Origin of the sequence: Massilia oculi, assembly GCF_003143515.1 — a bacterium.
Taxonomy (GTDB): Bacteria; Pseudomonadota; Gammaproteobacteria; order Burkholderiales; family Burkholderiaceae_D; genus Telluria; species Telluria oculi.
Window position 1 is genome coordinate 768,023 of sequence record NZ_CP029343.1, and the last position, 24,755, is coordinate 792,777.

At 65.3% G+C, this 24,755-nt stretch carries 25 protein-coding genes and 2 tRNA genes; 7 read left to right on the forward strand and 20 right to left on the reverse strand.

Annotated elements, in window-relative coordinates:
- Positions 1-2 precede the first annotated feature (2 nt).
- From DIR46_RS03550 to DIR46_RS03565, 6 genes are all read right to left on the reverse strand, one after another.
- Entirely contained in the window at positions 3-1,070 is a 1,068-nt protein-coding gene (locus DIR46_RS03550) for a sensor histidine kinase (RefSeq protein WP_109344006.1), read from the reverse strand.
- Positions 1,070-1,792, reverse strand: coding sequence for a LiaI-LiaF-like domain-containing protein (locus DIR46_RS03555; protein WP_109344007.1), 723 nt, complete (start codon positions 1,790-1,792; stop codon positions 1,070-1,072). The genes DIR46_RS03550 and DIR46_RS03555 overlap by 1 nt, the downstream gene beginning before the upstream one ends.
- Positions 1,782-2,156, reverse strand: coding sequence for a LiaF transmembrane domain-containing protein (locus DIR46_RS03560; protein ID WP_109344008.1), 375 nt, complete (start codon positions 2,154-2,156; stop codon positions 1,782-1,784). The genes DIR46_RS03555 and DIR46_RS03560 overlap by 11 nt, the downstream gene beginning before the upstream one ends.
- Before the next feature lie 201 nt (positions 2,157-2,357).
- Entirely contained in the window at positions 2,358-2,534 is a 177-nt protein-coding gene (locus tag DIR46_RS26915) for a hypothetical protein (protein ID WP_205289069.1), read from the reverse strand.
- Between the two features lie 65 nt (positions 2,535-2,599).
- Positions 2,600-2,761, reverse strand: a complete 162-nt coding sequence (locus DIR46_RS26920) for a hypothetical protein (RefSeq protein WP_183407287.1) — start codon at positions 2,759-2,761, stop codon at positions 2,600-2,602.
- Positions 2,762-3,059: 298 nt separating this feature from the next.
- A complete protein-coding gene (locus tag DIR46_RS03565; RefSeq protein WP_109344009.1) occupies positions 3,060-6,062 on the reverse strand; it encodes a TonB-dependent receptor in 3,003 nt (1,000 codons plus the stop codon).
- Positions 6,063-6,291: 229 nt separating this feature from the next.
- Here DIR46_RS03565 and DIR46_RS03570 point away from each other — a divergent pair, with 229 nt between their 5' ends.
- Both DIR46_RS03570 and DIR46_RS03575 read left to right on the forward strand, forming a co-directional pair.
- The gene (locus tag DIR46_RS03570; protein ID WP_109344010.1) at positions 6,292-7,254 is read left to right on the forward strand and encodes an N-acetylmuramoyl-L-alanine amidase-like domain-containing protein; all 963 of its coding nucleotides are present in this window, start codon (positions 6,292-6,294) and stop codon (positions 7,252-7,254) included.
- Positions 7,255-7,767: 513 nt separating this feature from the next.
- Positions 7,768-9,660 carry a polysaccharide biosynthesis protein gene (locus tag DIR46_RS03575; RefSeq protein WP_282433189.1) on the forward strand — a complete coding sequence of 631 codons (1,893 nt, stop codon included), beginning with the start codon at positions 7,768-7,770 and terminating at the stop codon, positions 9,658-9,660.
- A 208-nt stretch (positions 9,661-9,868) separates the two neighbouring features.
- Here DIR46_RS03575 and DIR46_RS26435 read toward each other — a convergent pair whose 3' ends face one another.
- The 5 genes from DIR46_RS26435 to DIR46_RS03595 form a co-directional block, all read right to left on the reverse strand.
- A complete protein-coding gene (locus DIR46_RS26435; protein ID WP_162819314.1) occupies positions 9,869-10,012 on the reverse strand; it encodes a hypothetical protein in 144 nt (47 codons plus the stop codon).
- Between the two features lie 33 nt (positions 10,013-10,045).
- Positions 10,046-11,149: a polysaccharide biosynthesis/export family protein gene (locus DIR46_RS03580; RefSeq protein WP_229446484.1), complete on the reverse strand. Its 1,104-nt coding sequence runs from the start codon at positions 11,147-11,149 to the stop codon at positions 10,046-10,048.
- A 241-nt stretch (positions 11,150-11,390) separates the two neighbouring features.
- Positions 11,391-12,941 (reverse strand): energy transducer TonB, encoded by a 1,551-nt coding sequence (locus tag DIR46_RS27580; RefSeq protein WP_205289070.1) that lies wholly within the window; start codon positions 12,939-12,941, stop codon positions 11,391-11,393.
- 347 nt (positions 12,942-13,288) lie between these two features.
- Positions 13,289-13,642 (reverse strand): DUF5710 domain-containing protein, encoded by a 354-nt coding sequence (locus tag DIR46_RS03590; RefSeq protein ID WP_109344013.1) that lies wholly within the window; start codon positions 13,640-13,642, stop codon positions 13,289-13,291.
- Positions 13,643-13,725: 83 nt separating this feature from the next.
- Positions 13,726-13,923 (reverse strand): phage holin family protein, encoded by a 198-nt coding sequence (locus DIR46_RS03595; protein WP_229446485.1) that lies wholly within the window; start codon positions 13,921-13,923, stop codon positions 13,726-13,728.
- Positions 13,924-14,075: 152 nt separating this feature from the next.
- Here DIR46_RS03595 and DIR46_RS03600 point away from each other — a divergent pair, with 152 nt between their 5' ends.
- Positions 14,076-14,813, forward strand: coding sequence for an XRE family transcriptional regulator (locus tag DIR46_RS03600; RefSeq protein WP_229446486.1), 738 nt, complete (start codon positions 14,076-14,078; stop codon positions 14,811-14,813).
- Entirely contained in the window at positions 14,810-15,097 is a 288-nt protein-coding gene (locus DIR46_RS03605; RefSeq protein WP_109344015.1) for a hypothetical protein, read from the forward strand. Before DIR46_RS03600 ends, DIR46_RS03605 begins: the two co-directional genes overlap by 4 nt.
- Here DIR46_RS03605 and DIR46_RS03610 read toward each other — a convergent pair.
- Positions 15,094-15,996, reverse strand: coding sequence for a LysR family transcriptional regulator (locus tag DIR46_RS03610; protein ID WP_109344016.1), 903 nt, complete (start codon positions 15,994-15,996; stop codon positions 15,094-15,096). The genes DIR46_RS03605 and DIR46_RS03610 overlap by 4 nt on opposite strands.
- A 107-nt stretch (positions 15,997-16,103) precedes the next feature.
- On the opposite strand from DIR46_RS03610, the gene DIR46_RS03615 reads away from it, so the two are divergent.
- Both DIR46_RS03615 and DIR46_RS03620 read left to right on the forward strand, forming a co-directional pair.
- A complete protein-coding gene (locus DIR46_RS03615) occupies positions 16,104-16,514 on the forward strand; it encodes a tellurite resistance TerB family protein (RefSeq protein WP_109344017.1) in 411 nt (136 codons plus the stop codon).
- A gap of 152 nt (positions 16,515-16,666) precedes the next feature.
- Positions 16,667-17,713, forward strand: a complete 1,047-nt coding sequence (locus DIR46_RS03620; protein ID WP_162819426.1) for a DUF4214 domain-containing protein — start codon at positions 16,667-16,669, stop codon at positions 17,711-17,713.
- Between the two features lie 24 nt (positions 17,714-17,737).
- On the opposite strand, the gene DIR46_RS03625 is transcribed toward DIR46_RS03620, so the two are convergent.
- From DIR46_RS03625 to DIR46_RS03650, 6 genes are all read right to left on the reverse strand, one after another.
- Positions 17,738-17,814, reverse strand: a tRNA-Arg gene (locus DIR46_RS03625).
- A 126-nt stretch (positions 17,815-17,940) separates the two neighbouring features.
- Positions 17,941-18,017, reverse strand: a tRNA-Pro gene (locus DIR46_RS03630).
- Positions 18,018-18,092: 75 nt separating this feature from the next.
- Positions 18,093-19,433 (reverse strand): phosphoglucosamine mutase, encoded by a 1,341-nt coding sequence (gene glmM, locus DIR46_RS03635; protein WP_109344019.1) that lies wholly within the window; start codon positions 19,431-19,433, stop codon positions 18,093-18,095.
- A 31-nt stretch (positions 19,434-19,464) separates the two neighbouring features.
- Positions 19,465-20,325: a dihydropteroate synthase gene (gene folP, locus DIR46_RS03640; protein ID WP_109344020.1), complete on the reverse strand. Its 861-nt coding sequence runs from the start codon at positions 20,323-20,325 to the stop codon at positions 19,465-19,467.
- A gap of 55 nt (positions 20,326-20,380) precedes the next feature.
- Positions 20,381-22,264, reverse strand: coding sequence for an ATP-dependent zinc metalloprotease FtsH (gene ftsH / locus DIR46_RS03645; RefSeq protein WP_005669764.1), 1,884 nt, complete (start codon positions 22,262-22,264; stop codon positions 20,381-20,383).
- 239 nt (positions 22,265-22,503) lie between these two features.
- Positions 22,504-23,151: an RlmE family RNA methyltransferase gene (locus tag DIR46_RS03650; protein WP_109344021.1), complete on the reverse strand. Its 648-nt coding sequence runs from the start codon at positions 23,149-23,151 to the stop codon at positions 22,504-22,506.
- 45 nt (positions 23,152-23,196) lie between these two features.
- Between DIR46_RS03650 and yhbY the strand changes: the two genes are divergently transcribed.
- Positions 23,197-23,667 carry a ribosome assembly RNA-binding protein YhbY gene (gene yhbY / locus DIR46_RS03655; RefSeq protein ID WP_109344022.1) on the forward strand — a complete coding sequence of 157 codons (471 nt, stop codon included), beginning with the start codon at positions 23,197-23,199 and terminating at the stop codon, positions 23,665-23,667.
- Between the two features lie 65 nt (positions 23,668-23,732).
- On the opposite strand, the gene DIR46_RS03660 is transcribed toward yhbY, so the two are convergent.
- Entirely contained in the window at positions 23,733-24,209 is a 477-nt protein-coding gene (locus DIR46_RS03660; RefSeq protein WP_109344023.1) for a DUF4149 domain-containing protein, read from the reverse strand.
- Positions 24,209-24,682, reverse strand: a complete 474-nt coding sequence (gene greA / locus DIR46_RS03665) for a transcription elongation factor GreA (RefSeq protein ID WP_109344024.1) — start codon at positions 24,680-24,682, stop codon at positions 24,209-24,211. Before greA ends, DIR46_RS03660 begins: the two co-directional genes overlap by 1 nt.
- Positions 24,683-24,755 lie beyond the last annotated feature (73 nt).

Sequence of the window (24,755 nt, forward strand, 5' to 3'; positions counted from 1 at the left end):
CATTACTCTCCTGTGTCGGCGGGCAGCACCAGCTCCACCCTGAAAATATTGTCCACGCGCGCCGCATGCACGCTCGCTTCGATCCCGTACTCCGCCAGCAGGCGCGCGCGCACATTGGCCAGGCCAATGCCGCCCCCCGCGGCCGTGCCGGAGCCATCCGGATCGACGTCATTCTCCACCCGCAGCCTGAGCTGCGAACCGGCGCGCTCGACGTGCACGCGCACCACCCCGCCATCGAGCAGCTGGCCGATGCCGTGCTTGACCGCGTTCTCGACCAGCGGCTGCAGGATCATGGGCGGCAGCAGGCAAGCCTCCGCCTGCTCGTCCACGTGGCGCTCCACGCCCAGGCGGGGCCCGAAGCGCACCCCCTCGATCGCCACGAAGCGCTCGACCAGTTCCACTTCCTGGGCCACCGTCACCTTGCGGTGCGCCTCCAGTCCCAGCGTATGGCGAAAGAAGCCCGCCAGCTGCAAGGTCATGTCGCGCGCCGCGCCGGCGTCGATCGCCGTCAGGGCGCTGATCGAATTGAGGCTGTTGAACAGGAAGTGCGGATCGACCTGGGTGCGCAGCATGCGCAGCTCGGCGTCCTGGGCCAGGAGCTTGAGTTCGAGCTCGCGCCGCTCCAGGCCGCGCGCGCGCTCGAATTCCAGCGCCAGGTAGTGGGCGCAGGCGGTCATCCCGTACAGCAGCACGCCGACGCCGAACATCACCGCCGTCAGGGCCCGCGACATCGCCACGTCATCGTCGCCCGTCGCCAGCCACCGCCACCACGCGGCCCAGCCGGACGCCGCGGCGCACCACAGCAACGCCGCGCACACGGCGGTGACAAGGAACACGCCCAGCACCGCCGGCGTCGACTTGCGCGCCAGCGGATAGGCGCGGCACAGGTAATACGCCGAGAAGCCGCACACGGCGGCGTAAACCAGCACCAGCGGCAGCGCGAACAGCAGGCTGGCAGCCAGGCCGGCGCCGCCCGTGGCGGACAGCAGCCCGGCCAGCATCAGCCCCAGCATCAGCCAGGCCGCCAGGTACAGCGCGGCGCTGCGCCGCGCCCAGAATCCGCCGCCCATCAGTTGCGGATTTCCACGCCACCCATGATCGCGTAGCCGCGGATGAACAGCCGCTTGCTGTTGTCCGGCGGCGCGATGGTCTTTTCCTCGAAGCCGCCCAGGATCGGCGTGCCGTGCAGGACGATGGTCCAGTCGGGCGGGCACTTGATGGTCACGCCGCCCCAGAAGGCGAACACATTGACCACCGCCTCGCCCTGGATCGAGGCGCCGCGCATATCGAGCTCGCAGCCGCCCATCACCGCCGTGATCTCGCCGCCGCGGAAGTTCTGGCTCGTGACGCGGCGCTCGTAGCCGCCCAGGATGGCGGTGATGTCCAGCACCTCGCCCACGCCCGCGTCCACGGGCGCGCCGTCGACCATCGCCACCCCGTGTTCCAGCGCGCGCTTGCCGCGCAGCGCCTTCGCCACCAGAAGGCCACCGAGGCCGATCAGGACCAGCGGCCAGATGGTGCGCCAGCTGAAGTCGATGATGTCCATCCGGTCCAGCATCAACAGGATGCCGACGCCGACCAGGCCGGCCCCGAGCAGGGTGCCGCCCTGGGTCCGGGTGTCGCACAGCTTGACCGTGCCGACGATGACGAACAACATCGGCCAGAACGAGAAGGCGCGGTGCATGTCGACGAAGCCCAGGTTATCGAGCAGGAACAGCAGCCCCATCCCGATCACGAGCAGGCCGAGCACGACCTGGCTCGTCACCCCTTTTGCATGAGGATCATTTTTCATGGCGGTTCCTCTGGTTGTTGGCGAATCGGCGCGCGATGAACGGATCGAGCACCAGCTTGACGCCCCACATCAGGATGAACAGCGGCCAGCTGTTGCGGAAGGTCAGGCCGAAGGCGTTCTCCAATACGGCGAACAGCCACAGGCCGGTGAACACGGTCCACAAGCCGTTGCCGAATTCCTTCGGGCTCGGGTAGCCGATGGTCTGGCCGATGCCGACCACGACCAGCAGCAAGGGGGCGTAGTGCCAGTAATCCTGGGCATCGATATAGTGCAGGCGGTCGAGCAGCACCACCGCGCCGACGACGATCAGCAGCAGGCCCCACAGCACCTGCTTGCGCCAGCGATAGGCGTCTTCGGACTCCATTGCGTCACTCCTTCTGGTTATCGAACTGGATATACGATAACAAAAGGGAAGGCAATCGCGAAAGCGCTATTCGGCGAATGGCGGCTGGAAGGCGGCGAATGGAGAGCGCACGCGGCGGGCGGCGATGAATGAAGAAGAGCGGGAAGGATGGACGAAAAAAGCCCGCCTCGCAGGCGGGCCGTGTGCAGCGTATGGGCTGGATCAGGCGGTTGTCTGCGCCTGCTCGCGCTTTGCCTGGCCTTTCGGCTGGTTGCGGTACTTGGCGCGGGCCTCAAGCTGGCGCACGGCTTCGCGCGCGACGTTGGCGCGCTTGATCTCGAGGCGTTCTTTCTTGCCGCGGTGCTGGGCGATGTGTTTGCTGCCAATCTTGCTGGTCATGGATGTCTCCTGTGGTGGGCTGGGCGCCGCGTCCTCGCGGGACGTCGGCGCGGAAAGAGGGAAAATCAGGAGCGGTTGGTGCCCATCTTGAGGTCGGCCGGCATCAGCATGCCCCAGCCAAGCTGGCGCCGGATTTCTTCCGGGGTCGGTGGCGGTTTCGGATCGCGCGAGCGACGTTCGAGATAGGCGCGCACCAGATGCTTGGGTGGATGCTTGACATCGTACATGGCAACCTCCGCTTGTCGTTGCGGGGCGCGCCTGGACTGCTGGCGGCGCGTCCCTGAAATTGGTGCCGATCCTCGAGGCGACCGGCTAACCTGTTGAGGTTTCGGATGGCAGCGAATCGAATCGCGCGTTCCTCACTCAGACAGGTGCATCTTATCGAAACCGCAGCCACTGCACCGTTAGGTGACGCACACTGTGCGCGTCAATACGGCCCAGCCCTCCAGGTGACCTGCGTGTGACGGCGATGGACGCAAAAAAAAGGGGAGCCGAAGCTCCCCTGATGTCATGCGATCGCGGCGATCAGAACTTGTAGCGCAGGTTCAGATAATACTGGCGGCCGCTGACATCCAGCTTTTGCTGCTCTTCCTCGCTATAGCGATACTGGGCGCGCTTGGCATTGGTCAGGTTGGTCGCGCTGAACGCGAGTTCCAGGTTCTTGGTGAAGTAGTAGTTGGCGGAGAACGCCAGCGTGGTCACCGCGTCGGCATAGGTCGGGGCGGTCGGCATCGCGATGCCGTTGATCACCGAGAGACCCTGGCTGTTGGCGGTCGGCGACGGCGCCGTGGTGCTGTTCACGTATTCGCCGCGGTAGTTGGCCACCAGTCGCGACGACAGCTTGGCATCCTCGTAGTACAGGCCCACGTTGCCGGTCCATTCGGATGCGCCCACCATCGGGCGGCCGTCGTCGACCTTGGTCTTGGCGCGGCTGACGTTGGAGGTGAAGCCGAAGTTGGTCTTGCCGAACGGTTGCTCGTACTGCAGCTCGATGCCGTTGATCTTCGCGCCCTGCTGCGAGGCCGTGTTGATGAAGAAGGTCTTCACGGTCTGGTCGCGCGGATCGAGCAGGTCGACGGTGGAGCTGCCGACTGCGCCGGTCTTCGGATAGCCGTCGATCGACGAATGGAAGACGCTCACCGCCACGACCGAACGCGGCGCGAAGTACCACGACCACGACAGGTCGAGGTTGTCCGAGGTTTGCGGCTCCATGTCCGGATTCGGACCGGTCACGCGGCAGCCGTTGGCGTCGCAGCCCGGGGTGCCGAAGCCGCTGCCCAGCAGATTGTAGTTCTGGCGGCCGATGGTGCGGCTGACGCCGAAGCGCGCCAGCATGTCATTGCCCATGTCATAGCGCAGGTTCAGGCTCGGCAGCCAGTTGTCGAAGGTGCGCTTGGTCGGCGTCTTGTAGTACAGGATGCCGGCGGTGGGATTGAACGGCTGGCCGTCGAAGTAGGCGGTGGCGTCGCCGGCATCGGTGATCGCGCCAGGATAGGCGGCGCAGGGAACCGGAGCCTGGCCCGGCTCCACGCGCCGGCAGGCGCCGGCCGGGATCGGGGTGGCGATATTGGCCTTGACCTCGGTGCGGGTGAAGCGCACGCCGAGGTTGCCCGACCAGCGCTCGCCTTCCAGGTTGGCCATCACGTAGGCCGCGCTCTGGCGCTCCTGCATGTCGATCTCGGAGTTGACACGGCGCTCCCAGGCGTCGCTGGTCACCTTCGTGTTGGCGGCAATGTATTCCTTGATCGCTTCCGGCGTGTAGGTGAAGCCGGTGTTGTCCCAGCCCGCCGGACCATCGAGACCGTCGCCGAAGTCGCCCGGGAACGCCTGCCAGCCGGTGGTCGGGGTCGGGGTGTTGGACACCACACGGCCGGTGACCGGGTCGACGGTGATGCCGTTGCGGAAGGCGGGACCGCGGCGGCCGCTGGTGCGCTTGTGGTCGGCGAAGCGCACGCCGCTTTCCAGCGACTGGAAGATGCCGCGGTCGAGGCGGTACTCGGCGTCGAACTGCGCGCTCCATTCCTTGTCCACGGTCTTCACGCCGGATGCGGCGCGGTCGACGATCGTGTAGCCGCTGCCGTCCGGGTTCAGGCCCGGCTGGTTGCCGCCGGCGTTCTGGTACTGGACGAACGGCGCGTCGTGCAGGTCGCCCAGCGCGTACGAGATTCCGGTGCCGTAGCGCGCCAGGGTCAGGCCCTGGTCGAGTTTGGTCTGGCCGACGCCGCGGGTGGCCGACAGCAGGGTCTTCACGGTGAGGTCATCGTTGACGCGATACTTGGCATCGAGGTCGAGGAAGGAGCTTTCGGCCTTGGCGCCGTCGCGGAAGAAGCCTTCCGAATTGCCGACGTACTGCGGCGTGGTCCCGTCGGGGAAGACGATGTCGGCCGCCTTCAGCACCTTCAGCGGATGGCCGTAAACCGTGGTCTCGTCGACGATCACCGGATTGCGGATCTGCGCGTACACGCGCTGGCCCTTCGAATTGGTGTTGGCGGCGGCGGCGGTCGTCTGTCCGAGCGGCTGGTTCTTACCGAGCAGCATGGAATAGATGGCGCTCGAGGTCAGGCGGCCGTGGTTATCCGCGTCCATGGCCGAATGGAAGCCGGTCATGGTGACGTCGAGGTCGCGGTTCGGCTTGAACTGCAGCGACAGCATGCCGCCCTTGCGGTCGCGCACCGACTCCACGAACTCCGAGCTCATCGAACCGGGCAGGCGCACGCCGTTGAGGTCGGCCGCGGTGTAACCGGTGCCGGCCAGCGACGCGTCGGTAATGCCCAGCATGGTCGAGGTGTTGATCACGTCCCAGCCGCTATTGGTGCCGTAGGCGAAGCGCGACACCGAGTCGCGCCGCACGTGGCGTTTTTCGGCGAACAGCGCGGCCAGCACGCCGAAGGTGCCGGCCTCGTTCTTCCAGGTGACCGAACCGTTCATGTCCGGCGCGTAGCGGCCCGGCAGGTCGGCATAGCTGGCGCCGACGCTGACCACGCCCGAGAAGCGCTCTTTCTGCGCCAGGGGTTTGCGGGTACTGACGTTGATGGTGCCGGCCAGGCCGCCATCGACGATGTTCGCCTGCGAGCTCTTGTAGACGACCGCCTGCTGCAGCACGTGCGACGGCATCAGCGACAGGCTGGTCGAGCGCGAGCTCGACGCCTGGTCGGCGACATACCAGTCGGCGCTGCTGACCGCGTGGCCGTTGAAGATGATCAGCGACATGTCCGGATTGGTGCCGCGCATCGACACCTTCTCCGCTTCGTCGTAGTCGGTGCGGACCGCCACGCCGGCGAGGCGCTGCAGGGAGTCGGCCAGATTCTTGTCCGGCATCTTGCCCACGTCTTCGGCGGTGATCACCTCGACGTTGGCCGAGGCGTCGCGCTTGACCGACAGGGATTTGGCCAGCGAGGCACGGATGCCCGTCACTTCCACGGTCTGCATCGGCACGTCGGGGGTGGCTTCCTGCGCCATGACCGGCAGGGCTGCAAGGCTCCAGACTGCCATCGATACGGCCGCTGCGAGCGGCTTCTGCTTGAACATCTTCTCTCTCCTGGGAATAGTGCTATCGTGTTTCTTAAGACAGGCTGAAGACTGCCATGATCGGAGTATTCATGAAGTATTCCGTCCGTGAATAATCACTTGTGTTCGCTTCTATATAACTTGAAGGAATGTACATAAAGTCGCCCTCCGTGCGGTTATGGCTGGACGAAGAAATTTCATTACCCAAGCCGGGCGCACCAGATTAGCTTGACGTTTTTACCCCACATTGATGAACGCCATGCGCCTTGCCTGCCTGCTGCTTGCCAGCGCCGTCCTGACCGGGTGCGCGACCGCGCCCGCCACCCAGTCCATCCCGGGGGCGCCGCCTGCGCCCACGCCCCTGTCGGCGCTGCTGCAAAAACAGGTCTACCAGATGACGCCGTTCGAGGCCGGCCAGTACATCGCCCACATGCAGGGCGCCGAGCCGGACCTGCGCAAGCGCATCGCCGCGATCGGGCGCCAGAACATCGGCCAGCCCTACTCGCTGCACCTGCTGGGCGAGTTCCCCTACGAGATCCACGACAGCCTGCCGCTCTACAGCCTGGCGCAGAGCGATTGCGTGGTGTTCGCCGAGCATACCTATGCGATGGCCTTGTCCGCCACGTGGGAAGAGTTCTTCTGGATGCTGCAGCGGATCCGCTACCGCGACGGCGTGATCGGCGTGGCCACGCGCAACCACTACACCGAGATGGACTGGAATGTGGCCAACCGCTGGCTGGTGACGGACGTCAGCGCGGAACTGGCTGGACCAGGCGGCCCGTCGTACGACATGAAGGTCGACCGCGCGCGCTTCCTGGCCACCCGCCACAACACGGTGCGCGACATCCCGGTCGAGACCAGCCGCCAGGCCTATGTGCCCAAGGAACAGGTGGCGGCCATCGCCGGCCAGCTGCAGGAGGGGGATTTCGTCAACGTGATCTCGACCCGCGACGGCGAGTACTGGGCCTCGCACGTGGGCCTGGTGGTGCTGGGACCGAACGGCGAGCGCCACTTCCTGCATTCGGCCGAACCGCAGGTGCGCGAGGAGACGTTCGACTCGTATATATCGCGCACGCTCGAGCGCCAGGAGCGCAACGCGCGTGCGGGCAAGCGCGGCCAGGCGCTGGCCGGCTTCAAGTTCCTGCGCCTGAACGAACAGATCACGGTGCCGCCGATGGCGCCGCAGCCGCGTCCGGGGCGTCCTGCCGCCTGACGTCCTGCATCGTCGACCGCGTTCCGGCCTGCCGGGTCGGGACGCCTGTTTATCTCCGCCATTCCCAACGGCATCCGCCGCCCCCGCGCTTCCCCAAATATCTCGAATCAAATAAATGGTCGCTGGAAATTATTATACAGCGCCATTTCTTATATTCACTTCTTCATATCAACCTTTGTATTCATGCATTATATCCCCTATCGCTGTTGAGTGACCTCAAACCTGTCACTCAATCTCGGACAGATAATAAGTTTATACACACAAAACCAATCGGCAAAACCACCCCACCCAGCGCAGAGTTTTATTTAAACGCCTGATCGGGCAGTAAACCATTATTTTGATTGCAGCAGCACGTCGTTCTCTTTCAGCGAGAAGCCGATTGCCATGTCAATTCAACGCCACAACCTACCGCACCAGCTCTGCGCGAGAATCGTGTCCATGCATCGCACTGCGAAGGCCGCCCTGGCCATCGCCGTCGACCTGGTTGCGCTTCCCGTGTGTTTTTTAATCGCAATGATATTGCGCGGTGGCGATTTACAACTTGCAAAACAATTTGGTCCGGGCTCTTATTTACTGGTGGCGGTGCTGACGATAGCGGCTTTCTGGCTATCCGATTTATACCGCGCCGTCATCCGCTTTATCGACCATCGCCTGCTCACCCTGACCGGTCTCGCATTGGGCATTGCCGTATTATGCGCCTATCTTGCGTTGGTATTCCTCGATGAGGCGCGATTTCCGCGCAGCGCGCTGGCGATATATTGGTTCATCGCTTTTTCCTATGTCGTCGTATCGCGGATCGGCGTGCGCAAACTGCTGCGCAGCCAGCGCGGCCACTTCGCCGGCAAGACCTTGGCGGTCGCCATCTACGGGGCCGGCGAGGCCGGCGCCCGGCTGGCCCAGATCATGCGCGACGGCGACGAGTACCGCCCGCTGTGCTTCTTCGACGACAAGCACGCGCTGAACGAGCGCACCGTGGCCGGCCTGCGCGTCTTCCACACCTCGCGCCTGGTCGAGCTCGGCGCCGCGCTCGGCATCCGCACCATCGTCATCGCCCTGCCCGCCGCCACGCCCGAACGCCTGCGCGAGCTGATGCAGCGCCTGGGTCAGGCCGGCGTACCCACCAAGATCCTCACCCGGCTGGTCGACCTGGCCGACGACAGGGCCAGCGACAAGTCGGTCCTGCGCGACGCCATCCGCGAGATCAAGTTCGAAGACCTGCTCGGCCGGCCGCCGGTTCCGCCGCGTCTCGACCTGTTCGCGCGGTGCGTGCGCGGCAAGGGGGTGCTGGTGACGGGCGCCGGCGGTTCCATCGGCAGCGAACTGTGTCGCCAGATCGTCACCCTGAGCCCGGCGCGCCTGCACCTGATCGACCACTCCGAATACGCCCTCTACACCATCCGGCAAGAGCTGGCGGCGCGGTTTCCCGACCTGCCCATCCACGCCCACCTGGGCTCGGTCTGCAATGCCGACCTGGTCGAACGCGTGCTGGCCGCCGGCGGCATCGACACCATCTACCATGCCGCCGCCTACAAGCACGTGCCCCTGGTAGAGACCAATATCGTCGAGGGCCTGCGCAACAATGTGCTGGGGGCCCAGATCATCGCCGCCGGCGCGGCGCGGCACGGCGTCCAGACCTGCGTGCTGATCTCCAGCGACAAGGCGGTGCGGCCGACCAATATCATGGGCGCCAGCAAGCGCATCGCCGAGCTGATCTTCCAGGCTGCGGCGGCTCGCGCCGCCGGTGGGTGCGCACCGGGCGACGACGCAAGCGGTGGCGCCGGCCATGACCCGGCCCATGGCGCGGGAAACAAGGCAGGCACGACATTCTGCATGGTCCGCTTCGGCAATGTGCTGGGCTCCTCGGGGTCCGTGATCCCCCTGTTCCAGCGCCAGATTCAGCGCGGCGGGCCGGTGACGATCACCCATCCCGAGGTGTCGCGCTACTTCATGCTCATCCCCGAGGCGGCCCAGCTGGTGATCCAGGCCGGCGCCATGGCCAAGGGCGGCGACGTGTTCGTGCTCGACATGGGCGAGCCGGTGCGCATCCTCGACCTGGCGCGCACCATGATCGCCATGCACGGCCTCACCGAGCGCACGCCGCAGCAGCCGCGCGGCGACATCGAGATCCAGTTCATCGGCTTGTTCCCGGGCGAAAAGCTGCATGAAGAACTGCTCACCGACGGCACCGTCTTCCCGAGCGAGCACCAGCGCATCATGCGCATGAAGGAGAGCGCGCTGCGGCCCAATGTGCTCGAGACCTGCATCACCTGTCTCATGATGGCCTGCGAGACCCATGAGCGCGCCCCATCGAGTCGATGGTCAAGGCCATCGTGTCCGAATACGTACCCTCGACGCCGGCGCCCTTGCCGCAGGCGCCGGTCGAGGAGCCCGTGCCTGCCGGCCTGATTGGCAAGTTCGTGCCGTTCCGGATCTAGCGCCTGCCGGCGCCGCCGTTTCATACCGTCACATCGTTGTCATACGTGCCGTCTTTACCTGCAGTCATACAGTCAATGTCGAGGAAACCCATGCGAGACGAGAACCAATCAGTTCACCTGGAGCAGCTGCTGGACCGGCTGCGCGACCGCCATGCCGTGATCGGCATCATCGGGCTCGGCTACAGCGTATTGAGATAGCCCTTCAGGTCGACCGCGGATTCCTCGGGCAAGGGTTCGGGCGGGCGTGGATCGAACGGCACCGACAGCACCGGCGGGCTGTGCGAGACCTGTTTGAGCGAATGCGCCTCGTGCGGGCTGGTCATGGCGGGACTCCTCGGGACAGCATCGGCAGTTGCTCAGGGACGATTCGTGACGCCAACGGCATTCGTCAGCGCGCCCGGGAACAGCAGGCTCAGGTGGCGGTTCCAGTTCGCCAGCGGCGAGGCCGCGACGTACACGACGTCCTTGGGCCGCAATTCGAAGGTCTCGGCCATCGCCAGCGCGCCGGAATCGCGCGCGTCGAGCCGGAACACGCGGGTGCGGTCCTGCGCCTTGCGCACCACGTACACCTGGCGCGCATCGCCGCTCAGGGGACTGATGCCGCCCGTCTCGCCCAGCGCTTCGTTGAGCGTGAGCCGGCCGTCGTGCATGGTGAGCGCCTTCGGCGAGATCACCTCGCCCGAGACGAACACTTTGCTCTCGTCGCGCGAATGCACGCGCACGACGTCGCCATGCGCCAGCAGGATGGTGCCCGGATTGACGCCCTTCTGCACCAGCTCGCGCAGATTGACGTGGAAGCGGTCGTCGCCACGCTCGATCACGATGCGGCTCTGGTCCGCGGCCGGTTGCATGCCGCCGGCGCGGTTCAGCGCCTCGACCAGGGTCATCGGGATGTCGTCGATCGCCTGCAGGCCGGGCGTGCGCACTTCGCCATCGACATAGACGCGGCGGCTGCGGTAGGCCTGCACACGCAGGGTGAGGTTCGGATTGGCGATATAGCGGGCGAGCTTGCCGGTGAGCAGAGCGCGCGCTTCTTCCTCGGTCTTGCCATCGAGGCTGAGCAGGCCGATCAGCGGGAACTGGATGCGGCCCTGATGATCGACCGCGAAGCCTGGCGGCGTCGCGTTCGGCTGGACGACGCCGCTGTCGGCGGCCGATGTGGCCATGGTCATGCCGCCGGCGGCCAGCTCCGGATGGCCCCAGACCACGATCGACAGGATGTCGCCGCGCCCGATGGTATACGGCGGCGGCCGGGACACGAACAGGGGTGTGAGGTCTTGCCGGGCGACGCTGGCCTGCGCCGCGCGCTCTTTTTCGATGAGGGTTTCGGTGATCAGCTCGGTGGTGGGCGCCGACGCATCGCCGGGACCGCCCGAACGCGCCGCCTCACCGAAGCCGATGCCGGTCGCGCAGGCCGACAGGGCGAGACACAAGGCAAACATCAGGGCGATGGTGGACACGGACACCGGCGCGCGAAGCGACCGTGGAGCGCATCGTGAAGCCCGCGACAAATCCCTTATTGCAACTGAACGACACCGAGCCATGATTGTTGCCTATCAAAAATAGACGCAGTAGGTGAACGATTCAGTTCAGAGTACGGCGTCCATCGGACTTGGCTTTGCAGCGTATCAAATGGCGAACGGCGGCGTCGGTCAGGTCTGGTACGACGGGCAAAACGTGGCGGGCTTCGGACAGGGTGGTTCAGCGCATCTCTTCGATCAGCTTCAGTCCATCGGCGAAGCGCCAGATGCGGCGGATCTCGATGATGTCGAATTGTGCGGCGACATTCGGCGGAAACGCGGAATAGCGGGCATTCAGGCGCACGAAGCGGCGCACCGCGTCGTCCATGTCGGCCCGTCCGCTCGAGCGGATGATGGTGACGTCGTCGATGCTGCCGTCGCTGCGCAGCGACACGCTGACCAGGGGGTCGATGCGCACGTCCTGCAGCGACAGGCGTGCGCCTCCAAGCACCGCGTTGCGCTCCAGCTTCTGGCGCACGCTGTCGACATAGAGGCGCAGCGGCGCGTCGCGTTCGCCGCCGTCGGCCAGCACCCGACGTCCGCCCATCGTCCGCTCGGCCGGCGCGGCGGGCGCATTCACGTTGGGAATGGTCACGCCGCGCAGCAGTTCGCGCGCGCGATTGCCGGGCAAGCCGGCCAGCGCCCCGGCGCCGGGCTGGCTTCCGCCGCCGCTGCCGGCACCACGACCCGCTCCCTGGCCCGGGCCGACGGGCATGGAAGCCATCGCCGCCGCGCCCGCGCCGGGACCCGGCGCCTGTGCCTGCATCCGCTGCGCGGCGGCCTGGCGCGCGGCTTCTTCCGCCTGCTGGCGGGCCAGGCGTTCGGCCTCGGCGCGCGCCTGCTGTTCCGCTTGCTGTTGCGCCTGTCGTTTCGCCTGTTCTTCCGCCTGCTGCTGCGCCAGCTGGCGTGCGCGCTCCTGCGCCAGTTGCTGCTGCGCGCTTTCCTCGACGCGCCGGCGCTCGGCCTCCTCTTGCGCAAGACGCTGCGCTTCCAGGCGTTGCCGCTCGGCGCGCTCCTGCTCCCGCATCTGCTCCCGCAGCTGCTCCTGCATCTGCGCCTGACGCAGCGCTTGCTCGGCGGCCTGCTGCGCGAGACGCTGCTCGGCCTGCACGCGCGCGGCCTGTTCCTGCGCCTGCTGACGCTCGGCTTCGCGCAGTCGCGCGATCCGCGCCTCGTCCTCGGCCACGCGACGATCTTCCTCGCGCCGTTGCTGTTCGAGCCGCTCCTGCGCGACCCGTTCCTGCGCCAGCCGCTCGGCGGCCTCACGCTCCGCCTGGGCCAAGCGCTCCAGCTCCTCTTCCGCCGCCAACAGGCGCTGGCGTTCTTCCTCGGCCTGTTGCGCGACGAGATCCGGACCAGGATCCACGACTTCGGCCGGTTCCGCCGGAGGTTGGTCCGCGACCGCGTCGGCCAGTGCCGGCGCATCGAGCGCCGGCTCAGGAACGACGTCCGGCAAGGGCACGGGAACGGTGAACTCGGATTCGGGATTCGGCGCGGCCACGATCACCGGGGGTGGCACTTCGCGCAACTTGCGCTTCGGCGCGGGCGGCTTGGGGCGCTTCGGACGCCGGGCCTGGGCAGGCGGCCGCGCCTCGGCCTGGACGATCGGTGGCGGCGGCGGGTCGACCAGGCGCAGGCCCCGCGTCGGCGCAGGCGCCGGTGGCGGTGGCGGTGGCGGCGCAGGCGCCGGTGGCGGTGGCGGCGCGGGCGTCGGCGTCGGCGTTTCAGGCAATGGGGGAATCGGGGCGGTTGCCGGCTGCGCCTCAGGGGATGGCGCCAGCGTGACGTCAATCGGTCCGCCGCCGCCGAGATCGAGGCCGGGCACACCGAACTGCAGCGACAATACCAGCCCGTGCAGCAAGACCGAAATGGCAATGCCCACGCCCAGGCGCCGGTCGCTGCGTGCCTGATCGTGTCCTCGCCTGCCAGCGGTCGCTTGGGTCATGTCGTCGCTTGAGCAATATTGTCAAGCTGGCATCTTAGCGTTTACTCAGCGGTAATGCGAGGCGCACGATTCAAATACTCCCGCTGGCGGGCGGCTCCGTGCACACGCTGGCGCGAACGCCCGGCCAGCGCCGTTCACTTGCTCGACGTGCCCGGCATCGCGCCCACCAGCGCCCGCAGTCCGGCTTGCGCCTGGGCCCAGGGCGTGCCGGCCAGTTGCTCCGCGCAGGCTGGGCAGGCCTGCATCGGATTGCAGTCGTGCGCCAGCTCGACGTAATTCAGGCCGACCACGGTCTTGCCCTGGTAGCTATCGACCCGGGCCGGCTTCGCAGATGAGGCCTGCACGCCGGCCGCGCCGTCGAGCCACTTGGCGAACGGGTCGGTGGCCACGCCGTCCGGCACGTACCAGCGTTTGCGGGTCGGGTTCCAGCGGGCGCCGAGCGCCTTGGCGGCGTCCTTTTCGGCATAGGGAACGGTGAGAAAAACCATGAACGAAGGCACTCCGGAATCGATGTCAATGCGGTCCGCTATTCTACAGGCACCGTACCCTGGCGGCGGTATGGTTCGACCTGTCACTTTTCGCTCCGGCGCCTGTCCCACGCGGCATCGCTTTCGCGCTGCTCGCGGCGGTCCTTGCGCCAGGTGTACACCAGATTGACGAGCGCCCCCAGCAAGCCGGTCAGGATGCCGACCAGGATGCCCAGGTCAGACAGCGTCAGCGTCGTGGCCAGGTCGGCGCCAAGCAGGCGCAGGTAAGTGTCAATGATCATCGTGTCTCCCGTGCTTCGCTCTGAAGCGGCGCATGGGCATCGTGATCGACCCTGAGCCACGTCAATGCAGTGAATGAAAGTATAGGAAAACTATACCACATCAGTAAATAAAAACTATACTCCTAAGTATAGTTTTCCTATACCATGCCGATATGGATCTCCAAACGATGATTGCGTGCTGGGTGAGAGAAGCGCGCACCGGCGCCGGCCTGTCCGGCACGGCGCTCGGCGCGCGGCTGGCGCTCGAGCTCGGCACCGAGCGCGGCAATACCAAGGCCAATATCTCGCACTGGGAAAACGAAAAGCACAGCCCGAACCTGAAACAGCTGCTGGCCATTTCCCGGGTCACGGGCCGCAGCCTGCCGCCGGACATCCTGGCGTCGATGTCGGGCGCGCCGGCGCAGGACGCGCCGCCCCCTGGCGGGTTGAGCAATATCCTGCGGGTGGTGGCGGCCGAAGGCGACGACGACGGCTTCGTGCAGATCCCGATGGTCAAGCTGCGGCTGTCGGCGGGCATCACCGGCTATCAGACCGAGCCGGAACGGCGCGATGGCGGCACGCTCGGCATGCGCCGCACCTGGATCGAGCGCAACCAGTACCACCCGTCGCACCTGATCGCGATCTACGTCAAGGGCGAGAGCATGGAACCCTCGCTGTACGCGGGCGACATCGTGGTCATCAACACGCTCGAGACCAAGCTGGTCGACGGCGCCGTCTATGCCTTCAACTACGAGGGCGAGGCCGTGGTCAAGCGCCTGGCGCGCGACGCCGGCCAGTGGTGGCTGACCTCGGACAACGTCGATCAGCGCAAATACCACCGCAAGCTATGCCAGGGCGGCGAATGCATCGTCATCGGGCGGGTGGTGCGCAAGGAAAGCGACCGCATTTGAGACTGACCGGCGGCATCGTCACCGTGCGCGGCGTCCGGATGGCGCTCGTCTTCGCCGATCCGGCCTCGCTGCGGGCCGGCGTCGGCGACGCCCTGCTGGCGCGGCTCGGTCCCTGGTTCCCGCGCCTGCCGATCATGCTGGTGGCCCCGCGCGCGCACCCGGCGCGGGCCTACGCGCAGTTCGATACGCGCGCGCTGCTGCCGGAACTCGACCTTGCCGGCATGGTCGAACGAGAGATCGACCTCGACGGGCCGCCGCCCGACGCCACCTCCCCGCCGTTCTAGGAGGGCGCCTGCCCGAAGGCGCTTGGAGCCCGCTCCAGGATGCGTCGCAAGGCCGGGTGGTGCACGCGCCGCTCGACCGTCACCGCATAGATCTGCTCGACGATCGAATCGATCACGCCCACCTGCACCAGCCCATACTGCGCGCACAGCGCGTCCGCCAGCACGGTCGGCGCCGCCATGAAGCCGGCGCCCGCGCCAGCGAAGGAGCCGAGCAAGGCGCCGTCGTCGAATTCGCCCACCACGATCGGACGCAGCCCATGCGCTTCGAGCCAGGCCTTGAGCTGGCTGTGCAGGGCGGCGTCCTCGCCCGGCATCAGGAACGGCGCGTCCTTCAGGCGTTGCGGAAATGGTCCGGCCCAGCGCCGGCAGACCTCGGCATGAGCGACCACCGTCACCGTGCTCGATCCCAGCAGGTGGCTGTGACCGCGCACCGCGCCGCCGGGCGGCAAGCCCTGGTCCGAGATCAGCAGGTCGAGCCGGTGCGCGCTCAGGTCTTCCATCAGGTCGGCGAAGCGCCCTTCCCGGCACACGAGGTGCATGGCCAGGCCGGCGTCGCGCGCCGGTTGCAGCAGGCGAAAGGCCATCGTCTTGGCGATCACGTCGCACAGGCCCACTCGCAACGTTTCCGTCTCCGTGAACACGCCGCGCCGCACTGCCTGCTCCAGCTCGTTGCCAAGACTGAAGATTTGGTCGGCATAGCGCAGCACCGTCTTGCCGGCTTCGGTCAGCGCCAGTCCGCGTCCCTTCTTGCGCAGCAATTCCTCGCCAAGCTGTTCCTCCAGCACCTGCAACTGGGTGCTGATCGCCTGCGGCGACACGTGCAACTGCTCCGCTGCGCGGGCGACGCTGCCGACCGTCGCGACGGCGTGAAAGTACTGCAGGTGCTTGTAATTGATCATGCAACACCACTAAAAAATGGGATGATTTCGAAAGATTATTCGATTTTACTTTCGATTGGCAGCGCCGTATATTGGTGACTCCCAGTTCTTTTGAAGCGAGGAATGCAATGAGAAGTTACCCCACCAACAGCCCGAAAGCCATGTGCCGCCTGCTGGCGCTGGCCATGATCGTCGACGGCCGCATCGCGCCGCAGGAACTAAAGAGCCTGCACCGGAGCGGCGTGCTCGGGGCGCTGCGGGTGAGCGAAGACACCTTCGACGACACGGCGGGCGAATTGACCCAGGACTTGCTGGCGACCAGCGCCGACCGCGAGGGCGGCATGGTCGAGATCGAGCCGGCGACGATCGACCGCCTGCTGGACGAGGTGCAGGACGAGGCGCTGCGCGTCACGGTCCTCAAGGGCATGCTCGATATCGTGCGCGCCGACAGCGTGATCGACCACCGCGAGCGCCGGCTGCTGCGCCGCGCGATGCATGCCTGGGGCGACTCGGGCGCCGAGGCCGTCAGCGCGGCTTGACGATCGGGGCGGCGCCGAGCCGCCCCCCACATGCATACATTGAAAGACATGCTTGCGATTCAGGTGTCGCCGTTACAAAGCGACACCATTTCAACACATCGGCGCAATAGCCCAGCCATACAATGAAGACCTCACATTGCGCGAGGTCCATCATGCCAAACTATTCCCAGGATCACCGGTACACCCTGACGCCGAACGAGATGGACTGGGCCTGGCGGCTCGACCTGCGACCGGTGCAGGACCCGGAGCTCGGCCAGTACTACGGCCGCACCGCCCACTTCGGCACCCACGACCCGTATGCCAGCCAGGACGACGTCTTCGTCTTCCACGCCACCAGGGGCATGGCGTACACGGTCCAGAGCGGCAGTTACTTCGATCCCGTCGACCTGCGCGTGTTCGACGACCTGGGCAAGGAAATCGCCAGCGACGACGGCAGCGGCGCCTACGGTTATGACTACGCCTCCTTCGTCGCGCCCTATACCGGCTGGTACTACATCGACGCATCATGGAGCCAGGACTACTACGACACCTATGCCAGCCTGAACGTGTACGAAGACCGGGCGCCGGTCTACCCTCCGACCAATGCCATCGTCGGCGCCGGCGGCCACGACATGCTGTACGGTACCCGCTCGGACGACATCGTCGACGGCGGCGCCGGCATCGACACCTTCGTGCTGGAGGGTTATCGCGACGAATACGCGGTCAGCGTGAAGGACGGGACGATCACGGTCACCGACCTGCTGGGTCTCGACGGCGTCGACACCCTGCGCAACGTCGAGCGGCTGTCCTTCGAGGGCGGCGACTACATTTCCTACGAGACCACGGGCTTTCCGGCCGAGGCCTACCGCCTGTACCAGGCGGCCTTCGACCGTACGCCGGACAAGGGTGGACTCGGCTACTGGATCGGCCAGATGGGTGACGGGGCCAGCCTGCACGCGGTGGCGGACGCTTTCGTGCACTCGGCCGAGTTCGGCAAGCTGGTCGGCGCCGCAGCCAGCAATGCCGACATCATCACCCTGCTCTATGCGAACGTGCTCGACCGCGCGCCGGACGCCGATGGATTCGCTTTCTGGAAGCAGGCGCTGGACAGCAAGGCGATCACCGTGGCCGACATGGTGGTGGGGTTCAGCGAAAGCCCGGAAAACCAGGCCAGGGTCATTGGTTCGCTCGAGGCTGGCTACGAGTTCATCGTGACCTGAACGGGCGCGCTGAGTAAGCAGAAGTGGCCCGCCCTACACGAATCGAACGTGTGACCCACAGCTTAGAAGGCTGTTGCTCTATCCAACTGAGCTAAGGGCGGCCTGGAAGAGGCGCTACTATAAACCGTTAGCATTGATGCTTGCAATGTGACAGTGCAAGCGCAGCCGGCGTAGCGATGCGGAAAACAAAACAGGCCGTCGATGACGGCCTGCCTTGATGAATCTTTTGGTCGGAGTACAAGGATTCGAACCTTGGACCCCCTGGTCCCAAACCAGGTGCGCTACCGGGCTGCGCTACACTCCGCCGTGAGAAACATTATAAGCGATGGCGACGCGAAATGCCAGCCCTGGCCAGCATTCGGCCAGACTGGCGATTCCGTCATGCTGCCAGCTTGTCCGCGATGCGGCGCGCCATGCTTTCGGCCACGGCCGCCTCTTTCGCTTCCACCATCACGCGGATCAAGGGTTCGGTGCCGGATGCACGGATCAGCACGCGGCCGTTGTCGCCCAGTTCGCGCTCGACCGCTTCCTTCTCGGCCACCAGCGCCGAATCAAGCGTCCAGTCGAAGCCCGGCGTGACTTTCTTGTTGATCAGGGTCTGCGGGAACAGTTGCAGCTCGCTGCAGCATTCCGCCAGCGATTTATTGCCACGCACCAGGGCCGACAGCACTTGCAGCGCCGACACGATGCCATCGCCGGTGCTGTGCTTGTCCAGCGCCAGCAGGTGGCCCGAGCCTTCGCCGCCGAACAGCCAGCCGCGCTCTTTCATGACTTCGAGCACGTAGCGGTCGCCGACCTTGGCGCGCGCGAAGCCGATGCCCATCTGCTTGAAGGCGACTTCGAGCGCCATATTCGTCATCAGGGTGCCGACGGCGCCCGCCACCGGGCCCGTGCTCATGCGGTCGCGCACCATCACGTACAGCAGCTCGTCGCCGTTGTAGACGCGGCCGTCGGCGTCGACCATGATCAGGCGATCGGCGTCGCCGTCCAGGGCGATGCCGAGGTCGGCCTTGTTGGCCACCACGGCTTCGGACAGCGCCTTCGGCGCGGTGGCGCCGAAGCCGGCGTTGATGTTGAAGCCGTCCGGCTGGGCGCCGATCGAGATCACCTCGGCGCCCAGTTCGTGGAACACGTGCGGCGCGATGTTATAGGCCGCGCCGTGGGCGCTGTCGACGACGATCTTCAGGCCGCGCAGGTCGAGTTCGTTCGGGAAGGTGCTCTTGCAGAATTCGATGTAGCGGCCCTGGGCGTCGCGCAGGCGGGTCGCGCGGCCGAGTTTATCGGAGGCGACGCAGCCCATCGGCTCGTCGATCGCTTCCTCGATCTCGAGCTCCACGGCGTCCGGCAGCTTGGTGCCGTGTTCCGAGAAGAACTTGATGCCGTTGTCCTGGAAGGGATTGTGCGAGGCCGAGATGACGACGCCGGCCTGCAGGCGCAGCGCGCGGGTCAGGTAGGCGATGGCCGGGGTCGGCATCGGACCGGCCAGCATCGAATCGACGCCGGCGGCCGACAGGCCGGCTTCCAGCGCGGCTTCGAGCATGTAGCCCGAGATGCGGGTGTCCTTGCCGATCAGGACGACCGGACGGCCGCTGCTCGACTTGCGGCCCTTGGCCAGGACGGTGCCGGCGGCATAGCCGAGACGCATCACGAATTCAGGAGTAATGGGCGCTACGCCCACCGTGCCGCGCACGCCATCGGTGCCGAAATATTTCCGTGCCATCTAGTTCTCTTTTCTCTTATTGAAACGATTTTTACAGGACCGAGGGGGGATGCATCGCCGCATGCCACACCTTCAGGGCATCGACAGTCTCCGCCACATCATGCACACGCACGATTCTAGCGCCATGCGCTACCGCAGCCAATGCCGCGCCGATGCTGCCGGCCACCCGCTGTTCGACCGGTCGCCCGGTCACGGCGCCGATCATGGATTTGCGCGACATGCCGGCCAGCACCGGCAAATCGAGTTCGTCACGCATGCGCTGCAAGCCTTGCAGCAAGGCATAGTTGTGTTCCACCGTCTTGCCGAAGCCGAAACCAGGATCGACGCAGATGCGCTCGCGCTCGATGCCGGCCAAGGTCATCGCGTCGACCCGCTCGCGCAGGAAGGCGATCACCTCCCCCACCACGTCGTCGTACTGCGGCGCCTGCTGCATGGTTTCCGGCGTGGCCTGCATATGCATCACGCACAGGCCGCAGTCGCTGTCCTGCACCGCGGCGATCGCGCCCGGCGCACGAAAACCGTTGATGTCGTTGATCATGTCGGCGCCGGCGATCAGCGCTTCGCGCATGACCTCGGGCTTGCAGGTATCGACCGACAGCGCGACGTCGAGCGTGCGCAGCGCGTACAGCGTCGGCATCACGCGCCGCAGCTCTTCGTCGAGCGGCACGCCCGGCGAGCCGGGACGGGTCGATTCGCCGCCGATGTCGATCATCGTGGCGCCGTCCCTGATCATGGTCTCGGCATGGGTCAGCGCGAATTCAAGGCCCTGGAAGCGGCCGCCGTCGGAAAACGAATCGGGGGTAATGTTCAGGATGCCCATCACCACTGGATAGGCAGATTCAGCTCCCTCCAGCGCGAAGCTGAAGTGGCCGCATTGCAGTTTTTTGGTCATGGCGGAAAAAACAAAAAAGGCACCCTGACGGGTGCCTTTGAGGGGAGAGACAGCGTCAGGCGGGTGCGGTGGCATTCGGCGCCACACCGCCCGAGCCGCTGTCGCCAGGCGGCGTGCGCTTGGTCAGCACAGTCTTCGGCTGGCGCGGCTCGCGGCCGGCCATGATGTCGTTGATCTGCTCGGAATCGATGGTTTCCCAGTCGAGCAGCGCCTTGGTCATCATTTCGACCTTTTCGCGATTCTCTTCCAGCAGACGGCGTGCCAGCGCGTACTGCGTGTCGAGGATGGCGCGGATCTCGGCGTCGACCTTTTGCTGCGTCGCTTCCGAAATGGTCTTGGTGGCGCCGCCGAAGAAGCCGTCGTTCTCGCTGTCTTCGTAGACCATCACGCCCATGCTGTCGGACATGCCGAAGCGGGTCACCATCGAGCGCGCCAGCTTGGTCGCGCGGGCGAAGTCGTTCGAGGCGCCGGTCGACATCTGACCGACGAAGATCTCTTCAGCGATACGACCGCCGAACAGGATCGAGATTTCCTCGAGCATCTTGTCCTTGTAACCGGACAGGCTGTCGTGTTCCGGCAGCTGCCAGGTCAGGCCCAGCGCATAGCCGCGCGGCATGATCGTGACCTTGTGCACCGGATCGGCCTTCGGCAGCAGCTTGGCGACCACCGCGTGGCCCGACTCGTGATAGGCCGTGTTGCGGCGCTCTTCCTCGCGCATGACCATCGACTTGCGCTCCGGACCCATATAGATCTTGTCCTTGGCGTCCTCGAAGTCGATCATCTCGACCAGGCGCTTGCTGCGCCGCGCGGCGAACAGCGCGGCTTCGTTGACCAGGTTGGCCAGGTCGGCGCCCGAGAAGCCCGGGGTGCCGCGCGCCAGGATGTCGGCCTTGACGTCGGTACCGATCGGCACTTTACGCATGTGCACGTTGAGGATCTGTTCGCGGCCGCGGATGTCCGGCAGGCCCACCATCACCTGGCGGTCGAAACGGCCCGGACGCAGCAGCGCCTTGTCCAGCACGTCGGCGCGGTTGGTGGCGGCGATCACGATGACGCCCGATTGCGCTTCGAAGCCGTCCATCTCGACCAGCAGCTGGTTCAGGGTCTGTTCGCGTTCGTCGTTGCCGCCGCCCATGCCGGCGCCGCGGTGACGGCCGACCGCGTCGATCTCGTCGATGAAGATGATGCAGGGCGAATGCTTCTTGGCGTTCTCGAACATGTCGCGGACACGCGACGCGCCGACGCCGACGAACATCTCGACGAAGTCGGAACCCGAGATCGAGAAGAACGGCACCTTCGCTTCGCCGGCGATGGCGCGCGCCAGCAGGGTTTTACCGGTACCCGGAGGACCGACCATCAGCACGCCGCGTGGAATGCGGCCGCCCAGTTTCTGGAACTTGGTTGGATCCTTGAGGAAGTCGACGATTTCCGAGACTTCTTCTTTCGCTTCGTCGCAACCGGCGACGTCGGCGAAGGTGACGGTGTTATTGGTTTCATCGAGCATGCGCGCCTTCGACTTGCCGAAGGAGAAAGCGCCGCCCTTGCCGCCGCCCTGCATCTGGCGCATGAAGAACACCCAGACGCCGATCAGGAGCAGCATCGGGAACCACGAAATGAATACCTGCTGCAGGAACGATGGCTCCTCCGGCGGCTTCACGTCGAAGCGCACGCCGTTTTCACGCAGGTCGCCGATCAGGCCGCGGTCCAGGATGGTCGCGGTCGCGCGCACCTTCGAATCGTCGCTGCGGGTGGCGGTGATGTTCGAGCCTTCGATCGTCACATCCTTGATGCGACGTTGTTTGATCTCATCGAGCAGCTCGGAATAAGCAATGGTCTTGCTGCCGCCGGCGACGCTATGGGTGTCGAACTGCTTGAACAGCATGAACAACAGCAGCGCGACGACCACCCAGATGGCGGATTTGGAAAACATATTATTCACGAGCACTCCTCCGATGCATTCGCATCTCTACCGATTTCAGTATTCCGATTTTACTCGCAATAAGCCGACACCGCCACGCGGTGCAGGCAATAGTGCCGAAATACTATCTTTTTACATCCCGCCGGCACATTGCATACAATTCCATGGCACCGGACCGGAGGGATCACGCGGCTGATGTGTGGGCGCGCATGGAGATTTCAAGAGGAAATTCTACCCGTTTAAAGAATGAATCGCCCGCCTTAGTCCGCGGGATTCTTCAAGCCACGGCCAAGCAGGAAGATCTCGGACGATTTGTCGCGGCTGGCCTTCGGCTTGATCTGCTTCACGGTCTTGAATTCGGTCCGGAATTTTTCAAGGATTTGCGTGAAACCCATGTCTTTAAAACATTTAACCACCAGCGCACCGCCCGGCTTCAGATGAAGCTGCGAAAATTCGATCGCCAGGTCGATCAAATGTTCCATGCGCGCTGCATCGGCATGGCTGATTCCCGACAAATTGGGCGCCATATCGGAAAGCACAAGGTCGGCCTTGCGGCCGGACAAGACTTCGTCGAGCTGTGTCAGCACGTCTTCCTCGCGGAAGTCGCCTTGTATAAATTGCACGTCCGCGATCGGCTCCATCGGCAGGATGTCGAGGCCGACGATGGTGCCATTGATGCCGCCGCCGTCGGCCCCGGCCAGCTTGCGCCGCGTGTACTGGGCCCAGCTGCCCGGAGTGCAGCCGAGGTCGACGATGACCTGGCCGGGCTTGATCAGCTTCTCCTGCTCGTCGATCTCCTTGAGCTTGTAGGCGGCGCGGGCGCGGAAGCCTTCTTTCTGGGCCAGTTTGACGTAGGGATCGTTAATGTGGTCGTGCAACCAGTTTTTGTTTAATTTGTTCTTGGCCATTCGCGTAGAATACTGCTTTTATAGGTACATCAAAAAAGAATTGTTATGATCAAACTTACACCGGCCGAGCGCAGCGCCCTGCGCGCAGAAGCACACGGGCTCAATCCAGTCGTCATGATCGGCGAAGCCGGCCTTACCGAATCCGTCGTCAAGGAAATCTCGGCCAGCCTCGATGCGCACGGCCTGATCAAGGTGCGCGTGTTCGGCGACGACCGCGAAGCGCGCGTCGCCATGTACGAGCAGATCTGCGCCGACCTCGAAGCGGCGCCGGTCCAGCACATCGGCAAGCTGCTCGTCCTCTACCGCCCCAAGAAAGAGGCGGTCAAGGAACGCAGCGGCAAATCGGGCCCGGGCATGCGCGAAGTCACCATCGTCAAGGCCAGCGCCAGCGGCACCAAGAAGCCGAGCGTCACCAAGGTCATGCTGAAAGGGAACGAACGCGTCACCGCCGGCGGCAACATCAAGCGCGCCAAGCCGCGCCAGACCAGTTCCAAGAAAAATTCGCTGAACAAGTGAACAAAAAAACCGGGGCAACCCGGTTTTTTTACGTCGGTACGGTCCGCGCGTTCAATGCAGCTTGATTAACGCAACCTGACCAGCAGCCATGCCCCGAGCAAGCTCTGCACAAGATAGAACAGCTGCGACACCCCATGCATGACGGCGAACTGCGTCCAGTACGGCGACGCCCTCACCCCGCCCGGCCCTGCCAGCTCGCGCAATTGCGCCATGGCCGGCTGCAGCCCGACGAACACCACGAGCGTACACGCCAGCATCGCCAGCACCAGCAGGCTGAGGAACTTGCGGCGCGGCGGCGCCAGGTCGCCCGACACCCGCAGCAAGACCAGCAGCACCACGGCGCAGGCAATCGACAGCCACGCCTGGCGCGTGAGCAGTACCGCGACCAGGTCGCCCGCCTGGCTACTGCCCAGGACGGAAAACGCCGCCGGCGCCGCGATATAGCCGAGCGCCCACAGGACGCCCGTCCACAGCGCGGCCACCAGCAGGCGCGCCGCCGGCAAGCGCCCCGCTTTCACACCGCTGGCCGCCGCCGCTTCCATCAGACGTAGCGGACTTCGAGGATTTCGTACTCGCGCGGGCCCGACGGGGCCTGCACTTCGACCACGTCTTCGGCAAACTTGCCGATCAGTGCGCGCGCGATCGGCGAGGTCACCGAGACCTTGTTCAGTTTCAGGTCGGCTTCGTCGATGCCCACGATCTGGTAGGTGACCTTCTGGCCCGACTCCAGGTCTTCGAGGTCGACGGTGGCGCCGAACACCACGCGGCCGTCGGCGTCGAGCGTGGACGGATCGATGACCTGGGCGGTGGAGAGCTTGCCTTCCAGCTCGGCGATGCGTCCTTCGACGAAGGCCTGGCGTTCCTTGGCGGCGTCGTACTCGGCGTTTTCGGACAGGTCGCCATGCGAACGCGCCTCGGCGATCGCGTCGATCACGATGCGGCGCTCCTTGGTCTTGAGCTGGTGCAGCTCTTCTTTCAGGAGTTCTGCGCCGAATTTGGTCAGTGGTGTGTTCATGGTTCTCTGCTGTTTGTGTTGTACGGGACACCCGTAGCGTCTCAAAGCGAAAACCACAGAGGCACGCGGCGCC

Coding starts and splice junctions, on each gene's coding strand:
- DIR46_RS03550 (WP_109344006.1), bottom strand. CDS start 1,070: ATGGGCGGCGGATTCTGGGCGCGGCGCAGCGCCGCGCTGTACCTGGCG.
- DIR46_RS03555 (WP_109344007.1), bottom strand. CDS start 1,792: ATGAAAAATGATCCTCATGCAAAAGGGGTGACGAGCCAGGTCGTGCTC.
- DIR46_RS03560 (WP_109344008.1), bottom strand. CDS start 2,156: ATGGAGTCCGAAGACGCCTATCGCTGGCGCAAGCAGGTGCTGTGGGGC.
- DIR46_RS26915 (WP_205289069.1), bottom strand. CDS start 2,534: ATGACCAGCAAGATTGGCAGCAAACACATCGCCCAGCACCGCGGCAAG.
- DIR46_RS26920 (WP_183407287.1), bottom strand. CDS start 2,761: ATGTACGATGTCAAGCATCCACCCAAGCATCTGGTGCGCGCCTATCTC.
- DIR46_RS03565 (WP_109344009.1), bottom strand. CDS start 6,062: ATGTTCAAGCAGAAGCCGCTCGCAGCGGCCGTATCGATGGCAGTCTGG.
- DIR46_RS03570 (WP_109344010.1), top strand. CDS start 6,292: ATGAACGCCATGCGCCTTGCCTGCCTGCTGCTTGCCAGCGCCGTCCTG.
- DIR46_RS03575 (WP_282433189.1), top strand. CDS start 7,768: ATGATATTGCGCGGTGGCGATTTACAACTTGCAAAACAATTTGGTCCG.
- DIR46_RS26435 (WP_162819314.1), bottom strand. CDS start 10,012: ATGACCAGCCCGCACGAGGCGCATTCGCTCAAACAGGTCTCGCACAGC.
- DIR46_RS03590 (WP_109344013.1), bottom strand. CDS start 13,642: ATGGTTTTTCTCACCGTTCCCTATGCCGAAAAGGACGCCGCCAAGGCG.
- DIR46_RS03595 (WP_229446485.1), bottom strand. CDS start 13,923: ATGATCATTGACACTTACCTGCGCCTGCTTGGCGCCGACCTGGCCACG.
- DIR46_RS03600 (WP_229446486.1), top strand. CDS start 14,076: ATGGATCTCCAAACGATGATTGCGTGCTGGGTGAGAGAAGCGCGCACC.
- DIR46_RS03610 (WP_109344016.1), bottom strand. CDS start 15,996: ATGATCAATTACAAGCACCTGCAGTACTTTCACGCCGTCGCGACGGTC.
- DIR46_RS03615 (WP_109344017.1), top strand. CDS start 16,104: ATGAGAAGTTACCCCACCAACAGCCCGAAAGCCATGTGCCGCCTGCTG.
- DIR46_RS03620 (WP_162819426.1), top strand. CDS start 16,667: ATGCCAAACTATTCCCAGGATCACCGGTACACCCTGACGCCGAACGAG.
- glmM (WP_109344019.1), bottom strand. CDS start 19,433: ATGGCACGGAAATATTTCGGCACCGATGGCGTGCGCGGCACGGTGGGC.
- folP (WP_109344020.1), bottom strand. CDS start 20,325: ATGACCAAAAAACTGCAATGCGGCCACTTCAGCTTCGCGCTGGAGGGA.
- DIR46_RS03650 (WP_109344021.1), bottom strand. CDS start 23,151: ATGGCCAAGAACAAATTAAACAAAAACTGGTTGCACGACCACATTAAC.
- yhbY (WP_109344022.1), top strand. CDS start 23,197: ATGATCAAACTTACACCGGCCGAGCGCAGCGCCCTGCGCGCAGAAGCA.
- DIR46_RS03660 (WP_109344023.1), bottom strand. CDS start 24,209: ATGGAAGCGGCGGCGGCCAGCGGTGTGAAAGCGGGGCGCTTGCCGGCG.
- greA (WP_109344024.1), bottom strand. CDS start 24,682: ATGAACACACCACTGACCAAATTCGGCGCAGAACTCCTGAAAGAAGAG.